The 11,570-nt window shown below is 39.1% G+C and carries 8 protein-coding genes; 6 read left to right on the forward strand and 2 right to left on the reverse strand.

Annotated features, from left to right (window positions below; all coding sequences use genetic code 11):
* Positions 1–44: 44 nt before the first annotated feature.
* Positions 45–1,760: a proline--tRNA ligase gene (locus tag AC1Z3T_RS13165; protein ID WP_058967259.1), complete on the reverse strand. Its 1,716-nt coding sequence runs from the start codon at positions 1,758–1,760 to the stop codon at positions 45–47.
* Positions 1,761–2,008: 248 nt separating this feature from the next.
* The gene (locus tag AC1Z3T_RS13170) at positions 2,009–2,650 is read right to left on the reverse strand and encodes a hypothetical protein (RefSeq protein WP_051070708.1); all 642 of its coding nucleotides are present in this window, start codon (positions 2,648–2,650) and stop codon (positions 2,009–2,011) included.
* Between the two features lie 284 nt (positions 2,651–2,934).
* Between AC1Z3T_RS13170 and pilG the strand changes: the two genes are divergently transcribed.
* The 6 genes from pilG (at position 2,935) to AC1Z3T_RS13200 (ending at position 11,473) form a co-directional block, all read left to right on the forward strand.
* Positions 2,935–3,318 carry a twitching motility response regulator PilG gene (pilG, locus tag AC1Z3T_RS13175; RefSeq protein ID WP_004827613.1) on the forward strand — a complete coding sequence of 128 codons (384 nt, stop codon included), beginning with the start codon at positions 2,935–2,937 and terminating at the stop codon, positions 3,316–3,318.
* Positions 3,319–3,338: 20 nt separating this feature from the next.
* The gene (locus AC1Z3T_RS13180) at positions 3,339–3,707 is read left to right on the forward strand and encodes a response regulator (RefSeq protein WP_004827615.1); all 369 of its coding nucleotides are present in this window, start codon (positions 3,339–3,341) and stop codon (positions 3,705–3,707) included.
* A 3-nt stretch (positions 3,708–3,710) separates the two neighbouring features.
* On the forward strand, positions 3,711–4,247 hold the full coding sequence (locus AC1Z3T_RS13185) for a chemotaxis protein CheW (protein ID WP_100884508.1): 537 nt from the start codon (positions 3,711–3,713) through the stop codon (positions 4,245–4,247).
* 42 nt (positions 4,248–4,289) lie between these two features.
* Positions 4,290–6,359 carry a methyl-accepting chemotaxis protein gene (locus tag AC1Z3T_RS13190; protein WP_004827618.1) on the forward strand — a complete coding sequence of 690 codons (2,070 nt, stop codon included), beginning with the start codon at positions 4,290–4,292 and terminating at the stop codon, positions 6,357–6,359.
* Between the two features lie 144 nt (positions 6,360–6,503).
* On the forward strand, positions 6,504–10,997 hold the full coding sequence (locus tag AC1Z3T_RS13195; protein WP_100884509.1) for an Hpt domain-containing protein: 4,494 nt from the start codon (positions 6,504–6,506) through the stop codon (positions 10,995–10,997).
* 8 nt (positions 10,998–11,005) lie between these two features.
* Entirely contained in the window at positions 11,006–11,473 is a 468-nt protein-coding gene (locus AC1Z3T_RS13200; protein WP_009586246.1) for a hypothetical protein, read from the forward strand.
* The last annotated feature ends 97 nt before the right edge of the window (positions 11,474–11,570 follow it).

The raw sequence follows: 11,570 nt of genomic DNA on the forward strand, positions 1-11,570 counted from the left end.
AAAACCCGCATTATAATTTGCGGGTTTTTTTATTGCTGGTCAAATTACTTCGCTAATTTAGCCAACAGGTCTGCTTTGCTTAAATCAACAGATTCAGCATCTCTACGACCTTTATATTCGAAAGTACCAGCATCCAAACCTTTCTCACCAATTACGATACGATGAGGGATACCAGTCAGCTCTAAATCAGAGAATTTAACACCAGGGCGTTCATTGCGATCATCAAGCAATACATCATAACCTGCTGTTTGCAATTCATTGTACAGTGCTTCAGCAGCTTCAAGTGTACGTGGTGATTTTTGAGCATTCATTGGAACAATAGCAACTTCAAAAGGTGCGATCGCCGTAGGCCAAATGATCCCTTTGTCATCAAAGTTTTGCTCTATTGCAGAGGCAACTACACGTGTTACGCCAATACCATAACATCCCATAGTCACCACTAATGGTTTGCCATCATCACCGAGAACTTTACAGCCCAAAGCTTCAGAATATTTTTTGCCTAATTGGAAAATATGACCAACTTCAATACCACGTTTGATCATGATGGTGCCATGACCATCTGGAGAAGGATCACCTTCTACAACATTGCGTAAGTCAAACACTTCAGTAAACTGAGCATCACGTTCCCAGTTTACACCAATAGCATGTTTATCAACTTCGTTTGCACCAGCAACAAAGTCAGAAAGCACTGAAGCGGCACGATCAGCAATGACTACTATGCCTTTTTCCACCAATCCTTGAGGACCGCAGAATCCAGCTGTCAAATCTAATGCTTTTAATTGTTCGTCAGTCGCAAAAGTCAATGGTGCAGCAATCAGAGGGTGCTTTTCAGCTTTGATTTCATTGAGCTCATGATCGCCACGTAAGAACAATGCAACTACTGGAACATGACCTTTTTCATCTGCAACGCCTTGTACCAATAAAGCTTTAACAGAATGGGCTGGATCTGTATTTAAAAAGGCAGAAACATCTGCAATGGTTTTTTGATTCGGCGTATCGACAATCGTAAATTGTTGTTTTGGTGCAGCACGTTCACCGACCAAGATTGCTTCAGCCATTTCAACATTGGCTGCGAAATCTGATTCGGTAGAGAATGCGATATCATCCTCACCACTTGATGCAAGTACATGGAACTCATGTGAGCCAGAACCACCAATCGAGCCAGTATCCGCTTGAACAGGACGGAAATTTAAGCCCAAGCGTGTAAAGATTCGGCAGTATGTGTCATACATGACATCATATGTTTCTTGTAGTGACGCTTGGTCGACATGAAAAGAATATGCATCTTTCATAATAAATTCACGTGAACGCATCACACCAAAACGAGGGCGAATTTCATCACGGAATTTGGTTTGAATTTGGTAGAAATTCATCGGAAGTTGCTTATAACTTTTTAGCTCATTGCGCGCTAAATCAGTAATCACTTCTTCATGAGTTGGACCGAGCACAAAATCGTTGGTATGACGATCTTTAAACCGTAAAAGTTCAGGACCATATTGCACATATCGACCTGATTCTTCCCAAAGTGAAGCAGGTTGTGTTACGGGCATGAGCGTTTCCAATGAGCCTGCGCGATTCATTTCCTCGCGTACAATTGCTTCAACTTTATTGAGTACTCGTACACCCATCGGCAGCCAAGTGTATAAACCTGAAGCCAACTTACGAATCATCCCCGCACGTAACATCAACTGATGTGAAATGACCTCAGCATCGTTTGGGGTTTCTCTCAACGTAGCAAACAAAAAGCGACTCGCGCGCATGGAAACTGTCCTAAAATTTTTAGATTTAAAGGGAAGATTATACGATAAAATAATACGATAAAAAATTAGCTGAAGGTTTTTAATGCCCGATTGGGCTGAAATACAAAGATCAGATGATATGCGATGTGTTATTCATGGTTATTGTATGAGGTTCAAACTTAAAAAGTTGAGTGAAAATATAAATAGCTTTGGTCTTTGTTGAGATTTTTTCAATAGAGGACATGAATTTTTTTTGATTTAAAAGTTGATTATTCAAGTTTTTTGAGCCGATTAATAACATCGTCATACTTGCTTTGTGTACTGCGATAATTATTTTGTAAATTTTCAATGTAGCCTTTTGTTTTATCTATATTTTCTGCATTGTATTTGATTCGATCTTTAAGCGTAGACGGTACGGTGTTGCCTTTTCTATAATATTCCATTTCCTGTCTTTTTAATATGATTCGATCACTTTGTAATTGCTTAAGATTTTGATTTTGTAATGCTATTTGCTGTTTTAAGTTGTTGAGAAGCTCATTGCGTTTATTGGTGGCAACGGATGAGTTTCCATAAGCACGCTTAAGACGGGCATCTTGTTCTAATTTACGCACTTCAGAGGCACGTAAGGTCGACTGTTGCAGATCCTTTTCAACGTTGTAGGCTTGATTGCGTCTAATCACCTGCATATTGCGATCAAGTGCTTCATAGCCATTTTTGATGTGTGCAGGCGTGACAGAGGTACTAATATTTGCGACCCCATTTTTATCATAATATCGATACCAAGCCGCTCTAGGTTGCGATACATCTGCATATGCCAAAGCACTACAGGTGATCAAACTCATTGCCAAGGTCAAACAGCGTATTTTTTTTGTTTTTGAGTCTGTATTTTGGTAATAGATTATTCTATCCATTCGAAGTCTGCCATCCCCAAAAAATAAAGTCAGTTATATGATTTTAAAAACGATCTTTGATCATTTTATGTGGTTACAAAATTTTAATAAACAATTAAGTTCTAAAAAAATACAGAATATTTTTTTTTATGTGAGCTTTACTGTGTTTTTCTATTTGAAGTGAGATTTATGACAAGAAATGTTCATTGATAAAGTGAGTTAATATATGTTAAAAAACCATGATTAATTGTAAAAATAAATCTGTACAGCACAATTCATTCCAAGCTTACGGAAAGGGGCATTAAATGGACGATAAATTTCAAAATCTTAAAGTCATGGTGATCGATGATTCTAAAACCATTCGTCGTACTGCTGAAACATTATTACAAAGAGAAGGTTGTGAAGTAGTAACTGCGGTAGATGGTTTTGAAGCCTTGTCTAAGATTGCTGAAGCTAATCCAGATATCGTTTTTGTTGATATTATGATGCCTCGTTTGGATGGTTATCAAACCTGTGCATTGATTAAAAATTCTCAAAATTACCAAAATATTCCAGTCATTATGCTATCAAGCAAAGATGGCTTATTTGATCAAGCAAAGGGTCGCGTTGTCGGTTCTGATGAATATTTAACCAAACCATTTAGTAAAGATGAATTATTGAATGCAATTCGCAACCATGTGAGTGCATAACGGTTAATTTGGGGGAAAGAATGACAAAAATTTTAATCGTTGATGATTCACCAACTGAAATGTTTAGATTTAAAGAAATTTTGGCTAAACATGGATTTGAGGTGATTGAAGCAACCAACGGTGCAGATGGGATAACCATCGCACAAGCCGAGTTACCAGATCTTGTATTGATGGATGTGGTCATGCCTGGGGTCAATGGCTTCCAAGCAACTCGTCAAATTGCTCGTGGTGCAACAACGAAGCATATTCCAATTGTGATTGTAAGTACCAAAGATCAAGAAACTGACCGTGTGTGGGGCAAACGTCAGGGTGCTTGTGATTATCTAACAAAACCAATTGATGAAAATCAGCTGATCAGCACAATCAAGCAGCATCTGCAAGCAGGATAATGTATGGCAGCAAATGGATTTATCGAATTACTTCGATTGTCTAAGCGAGGAAATAAAAATTACGCTGACAATGAAAGTGAAGTAAACCGATGGTCAGGCATTGCATTTGAAATGATGGGGCAATATTTTGTTGCTCCATTGGGGGAAGTTTCGGAAGTTATTTATCCGCCAAAATATACACCAGTTCCCAATGTTCAGGGCTGGATAAAAGGTTTAGCGAATATTCGCGGACGGTTATTGTCGGTTTCCGATTTGGCTTTTTATTTAACGGGGCAAAGAAGCCAATTTCTACCTACTCAAAAAGTCTTATGTATTAGTCATAATGACCATTATGTTGGTCTGGTCGTAGATCAGGTTTTGGGGATTCAACATTTTAATAAAAAAAGCTTTTTTTCTAAAAATAATCAACTGGAAGAAAAGCTTCAAACTTATTGTCAAGGATATTTCCAACAGCATAACCAAGCTTGGAACATATTCTTATTCAGTCGTTTGTTGAATGATCCTCAATACATGAACGCATCAGAAAAATTTATAAACTAGCTTTGACGCCTAATTAGAGTTAAGCGAATCGGGAGAAGCTGAATGGGCTTTAAACTAAAAAAGAAAAATACAGGGGATACTGCTCAAAAAAGTAGTCCGGGCGTATTAACAAAAACCAAATCGAAAATTGATGAGTTTGCAAAGTTATTTGGGGAAAGTGACAAATCAAAACCATTTATTCAAATGGCGATTGTCAGCATCATCGTTGCGATTATTTTACTTTTGGTTTTATTCTATACAGTTCCTCGAAATAACGACTTAACTCGTAGTTTGGGTGAATTAAAACTTTTATCTCAAACATTATCGCGTCAAGCAACAGAAGCAACAGCTTCAGGGTCAAAAGAATCGATCAATGCTTTAGTGGCATCACAAAAGAAATTTAAAGAAAACTTGGATATTGTGAAAGATATTCATGCATCTTCAAAAGCAGTTGAAGGGGTTGAAAAAACCTGGAATCAGGTTTCTGCTGATATTGACATGATTGCGACCCATCAAAAAATCATTAACCAGTTATATGACACCAATATCGCCGTTGCAGATGTGATTCCTGGCATGCAGGCTGAATATAACTTAATGGTTGACCAAATGGCACGTGATAACATGCCAAGTACACAGGTTGTAATCGCGAAAAACCAAGTATTCCTTGCAGAACGTATTTTACGTTCAATTGGTTCAGTACTCGGCGGTTCAGATAATACGCGTGCTTCTGCAGAAGACTTTAATGCCGATACTGAAACTTTCGGAACATACTTAAATGCGCAATTAAATGGTAATGCAGATTTGGGGGTAACTCGTATTGACAAGCCTGAATTGCGTGAATCTTTAGAAAGTATCAAATCAGATTATAATGAAATTGTGCAATTGGCATCGACTTCAGTATTGAAGAACTCTGATCAAATTTTTAAAGTTCGCCAAGCTTCATCAAATATCTTTGCAGAATCTGATAATTTATTAAAAGGCTTAGATCGACTTTCAGTAAATACAGGTGTAGGTACAATTTTACCCGCCTTAATCTTATTGTTTGCTTTAGGCGCATTCTTATTTGCTGTATTTAAATTGATTGGTTTACGTAGTGAGTCAGATAAAGTACGTGTAATGCGTTTACAAGACGAATATGACCGTAACCAAAATGCGATTTTACGTTTATTGGATGAAATTGCCGATTTGGCAGATGGTGACTTGAGTTCGTATGCAACGGTATCTGAAGACTTTACAGGTGCAATTGCCGATTCGATTAACTTTGCGATTGACCAATTACGTGATCTTGTATCGCGAATCAATGAGACTTCTCAAGAAGTTGCACAATATACCCAGAATACTCAACAAATTACCAACCAGTTGGCTGAGGCATCTGAACATCAGGCGCAAGAGATTGCGGGTGCATCGACAGCGATTAATGAAATTGCACAATCAATTGACCACGTATCTGCCAATGCTGCCGAATCAGCAGAGGTAGCACAACGTTCAGTACAAATCGCGTCAAATGGTGCAGATGTTGTAAACCGTTCAATTGAGGGGATGGATACGATTCGTGAGCAGATTCAAGAAACATCAAAGCGTATCAAACGTTTGGGTGAATCTTCTCAAGAGATTGGTAACATTGTCTCGCTGATTAACGATATTGCTGACCAAACCAACATCTTGGCATTAAACGCTGCAATTCAGGCATCTATGGCAGGTGAAGCAGGTCGTGGTTTCGCCGTGGTAGCGGATGAGGTACAACGTCTTGCAGAACGTTCAGCATCAGCGACCAAGCAGATTGAAACATTGGTAAAAACCATTCAGACCGATACCAACGAAGCCGTAATTTCAATGGAACAAACCACTTCTGAGGTTGTGCGTGGTGCGAACCTTGCAAAAGATGCGGGTGTTGCCTTGGGTGAAATTCAAACAGTATCGAGTAACTTGGCAGGTTTGATTGAAAGTATTTCTGAATCAGCGAAATTGCAGTCTGCATCAGCAGGTCATATTGCCAATACGATGAATGTTGTACAAGAAATTACTTCGCAAACTACGGGTGCAACGTTTGATACAGCACGTTCGGTATCTGAATTGGCAAGTATGGCGGATTCATTACGTCAATCAGTTTCTGACTTTAAATTACCAGACTAAAACGATTGAGACTTGATATGCGCAATTTCTACACTAAAACGGTAGTGATTGCGCACAGTGAAAAGCCTTCTAAAGCCATTCAGCTTGACTGTATTTTGAAAGGTTTTAGTCCCAAAATCGGGAACTAACATAGAAGCCTGAGCTATGAAAGAAATATTAAAACATTTAGTTGAACACGTCACTTTACCTGAAGATGCTTATCTTGATCAGGATGATGAGATTTTAGAAATTTTTGTAGAAGAACTTGAAGAAATTTTTGAACAGTTGCAAGCTTCTCTTGATCAATGGCTAAATGATGAGTCCAAAGATAAGGAATTGGTGAATGTACGTCGCTATTTCCATACCCTTAAAGGCTCTGGACGTATGGTGGGGGCAAAGCGTTCAGGTGAGTTGGCTTGGACTGTTGAAGATACATTAAATCGTGTAATTGCAAAAAACTTGGAATTAAGTACTGAAATTCAACAATATGTCAGTGCTGTATTTAATGTGTATAAGTTCAAATTGTATGCTGAGTTTTTAAATAAACAACCACATCATTTAGATTTGGCACCATTGGTGTATTTGGGGCAACAATTACAGCAAAAACAGAGTTTAGAACCTGCATTGGCGGATCTACTGTCACTTGCGCATACCCTCAATCATGAGAATGTGCTGACGGGTTTAGAAATTGCTGATAGCGAGCCACTTGTAGAGCATATAGAAACAGTAGCAGCTATGGCAAACCACGAAAATGCCGAAGAGCATGCAGTGGCAGACCCGATTCAAATTGATGAATCTGCAGCGGAAACAACGCCGACTTCGGATGAAAGTTTAATCTCTGAAACCCTGACGATTTTTGTTGAAGAGTCGGAAGAACATTTGGCAACGATCAAAGACTTTTTGCATTTAGAGCAACATACACCTGAACAATATAATCGCTTGATTCGGGCATTACATACTTTGCGCGGAAGTTCTTCTATGGCGCATATTCAGGATGTATTTGAGGCAAGCGGTAAAGTTGAGCATTTGTTTAAGGTGTTGGTCCAAGAAGATACGGAGTCTTCTAAAAATGAAAACGCCTTATTGACTTATTATGCTGAATTCGTCAGTGATTATTTGCATGTGCTCAAACAAACCGGTGATCAAGATACGCAATTAGCCCAGATTTATCAAAAATTTAATGATGCTTGGGAACGTTATGATTTCCAACATCAATATCAACAAGACCATCAGTCACAAGCGGGCTTAGTGACTCAATTGGTCGATTTGGAAATTGATCTATTGTTGGATGCTGAATTTGAGTTTGATAAACGCGCTCAAGTTGAATATCCAGAATATTTCCAACAACTGATTCACCAGGCTCAGATCCTCGTCGATCATACTGACAATCGTGCGTCACAAGGTATTCATGATTTCAGTCTTGCACTCAAAGACGGATATACACAGATTATTGCCAAGCCTGATTTGCTGAATACGGATTATGCTTTCGAAATATTCTCTAAAGCACATCAAGAATTCATTCATTTATTTGATACCTTGGCATCTGGTCAGCGTGTCAGTTTGAGTGGTGCAACTCAGGCGATTTTGGATGAGCTTCATGATTATGTACATCAAGAAATTGATGTAGATCAGATTCAAATTGCTGAACCAAGCATTGAGCCAGCAGTTCAACATGAGGCAGTAGCTGTATCTGATATTAACGCTGTTGAGACAGGTAATCATTATGTCTTAACTCAAATTAATCTCGATAAGCAAAATATAGATTCTGCGCAAAGTCAGCGTGAGTTTGATGCTGACGTTCTTGATATTTTTATTGAGGAGGCCGATGAGTTGTTGGTAGGTATGGATCATGACCTAAATACATGGTCAAGTCATCCAGATGATACCACTGCACTCAATAATTTAATGCGCTATTTGCACACTTTAAAAGGTGGCGCAAATATGGTTCAGGCGACGCATATTGGTTTAATTGCTCATGAACTCGAAACAATTTATGAGCGCGTGATTAAAGGTCAGCTCAAAGCTGGACCACAAGTTATTCAATCTATTCGTTTGATTCAAGATGATGTCGCAGATCGTATTCAGTTGATTCGTGAAAAATCTATTGATTATCCTGCAACACACATTCTTGAGGTTTTACAGCATATTGATCAACAGCAATTCTTGCATGATACGAATGTTGAGATAGCTGAAAAAGCCCAAGATGAGATTGTTTTAGTTGACGAGTCTGTTACTCCAGAATTTGATGTTATTTCTGCTGATCAGCAGCAAGCAACGCTTGAACAAGCGGAGCCATTCGTTGAACAGATTCAAGTAGATGACTTGGATGACGCTGAGCGTGTTGCTCAAGAAACCTTCATTGAGGAAGCTCGTGAGCTGATTGATGATGGGTTAAATATCTTAAGTCAATGGTTTGATCAACGAAGTAACCGTAGTTTACTACTTCAATTGCAACGTATTGCACACAGCTTAAAAGGCGGTGCAAAAATGGTGAAATTGGAAGGTGTTGCGGATATTGCTTATGAGCTTGAAAATGCATTTGAACAATTTGGTCAGCACAACTTTAATTCCAATGTGTATGACGGTTTATTGGAAAGTGCTTTTCACTGGTTAGATGCAGCAATTTTCAAACAGAGTTACGATAATTTTGATGGTTTGAAGTTAAATTTAAACCGTATGCAATATGTCGATGTTTCTGCTCAGCTTCCAGAAAAATTATCTCGAACCAATTTGATTTTTGAACAGACCAATAATGAGTTTGTTCAAGGAGATGGAACTGAACCACCTTCTATGTTGGGTGAATGGGATCTTTCTGAGAAAACTGAAACCAATAATGAGATGATTCGTATCTCTGCGGATTTGGTTGAGAAGATGATTGATCTTTCTGGTGAAAATGCCATTAACCGCTCGCGTATTGAAATGGATTTGGGTCAATTGGGAAATACATTGACCGATATGGAGCTTGCGATTCAACGATTGGCAGATCAGCTTCGTCGAATGGAAGGCGAGTTGGAAAGTCAAATTATTGCTAAACATGGGGATTTAAGTGCGCGCTATGCGGACTTTGACCCATTGGAAATGGACCAATATTCATCCTTGAATCAATTGTCTAAATCGCTTGCTGAATCTGCATCCGACTTGGTGGACTTTAAAACCACCTTAGCGGAGAAAATTCGTGATACTGAAGGCTTATTATTGCAACAGTCACGTATTCAAGCTGAAATTCAAGAAAGCCTGATGCGTACCCGACTTGTTCCTTTCTCTCGTTTATTACCACGATTACAGCGTTTGGTACGCCAAACAGCCTCAGCGGTCAATAAGCCTACCGAACTGTTGGTGAATAATACGGAAGGTGAATTAGATCGTAATATTTTGGAGAAATTAGTATCTCCATTAGAGCATATGTTGCGTAATGCCATCGACCACGGGATTGAAGATACAGAGCAGCGACAAAAAGCTGGCAAGCCATTGACTGGTCGAATCGACTTGAATATTAGTCGCCAAGGTACCGATGTTTTGGTGTCCTTTAAAGATGATGGTAAAGGAATCAATCCTGCAATTATCCGCGATAAAGCTATTGAAAAAGGTTTGATTAAATCAGATCAGCATTTAGAGCCAGAAGAAATTTTACAATTTATTTTCCATCCTGGTTTTAGTACAGCACAACAAGTCACCCAGATTTCTGGACGTGGTGTTGGGCTGGATGTGGTTCAAAGTGAAATTAAATCGCTAGGTGGGCAGGTCAGTGTAAGTTCTGAACTGGGTCATGGCTCTACTTTTACCATCCGTGTACCAACAACAGTTGCTGTGAGTGATGCATTGATGGTGAAAGTCGGTGATCAACAGTTTGCTGTGCCATTATCGCAAATTGATCGTATTGTGCGAATTTCCCCAGCCGCTCTGGAAGAGTATTTCGAAACTCAAAATGACTATTTCGATATAGATTACCAAAGTTATAAATTGCGTTATCTTGGTGAATTTACAGCCAATCAGGTGACGCCACGTTTACATGGCTTTGCACATTCATTACCTGTGTTATTGATTAAAGGGAGCTTAGGTCAATCTGTCGCGATTCTGGTTGATCAGTTAATTGGTTCACGTTCTCAAATTGTAGTAAAACCGATTGGGAAGCAATTTGCGGCAATTAATGCGATTGCCGGTGCAACGATTCTCGGTGATGGTCAAGTTTGTTTGATTCTTGATGGGCAAAATATTGCGCGACAAGTTCAGGGTTCAAGTCGTGGTGGTGCAGAATATTTACAACAAGATAAACAACGTCATCGCGATCAACGTCGTCTGATTATGATTGTGGATGACTCGGTGACAGTGCGTAAAGTAACGTCACGTTTATTGGAACGTCAAGGTTTTGATGTGATTACGGCTAAAGACGGTGTTGATGCGATTGAACAACTTGAAAATGTCAAACCAGATCTGATGTTGCTCGATATTGAAATGCCACGAATGGATGGATTTGAGGTGACCAATTTGGTTCGCCATCATGAAATTCATCGTGACTTGCCAATTATTATGATTACCTCACGAACAGGTGAAAAACATCGCGAACGTGCATTCAGCTTGGGTGTGACAAACTATATGGGTAAACCATTCCAAGAGGCTGATTTATTAGCCAATATTGATGCTTTGTTGACGGTTAAATAGGAGCGCTCATGGCAGGAAATATCGAAAAATCTGCGCTTGATAAAATCAGTACGCAGGAACTGCAACATCTGATTACGGTGTCTACAGGGTTTATTGATGCTTATATTATTAATTGTTATGGCAAAGACCCGATGTTGTTGCCACAGAATGTGGTGCTGTCTGCGCAGAACAGTCCAATTCACGTGCCTGTAGTGGAATGGCATGAAAAGAAATTACCCACCTTTAGTGTCAGTGATCCCCGAAAGGCTTTGGGAGTTGCTTTGATTATTGAGGGTGAAGAGGCGGATGATCGTTTTGCTTTAATGTGCAATGAAATGCCGAACTCTATTCGTTTACGTATTTCTGAGGTGGTGGATGTTGAAGACGCTGTTGAAGACAAAACCATTTTTCAATATGTCAAAATAGGTAATGTTCGTTACCATGTTCCAGACTTAGATCAAATTCAGCTAGAGGTTGGGTTAAAAAAAGCTGAGTGACTTACTGAAATGTTGCATGCTAAAAGTTAACGCTATTTCATTTAAAACCGAGCGATATGTGTTGCTCGGTTTTCTCTTTTTATATATTTATTTTTCA

Source organism: Acinetobacter sp. B-6 (assembly GCF_056930735.1).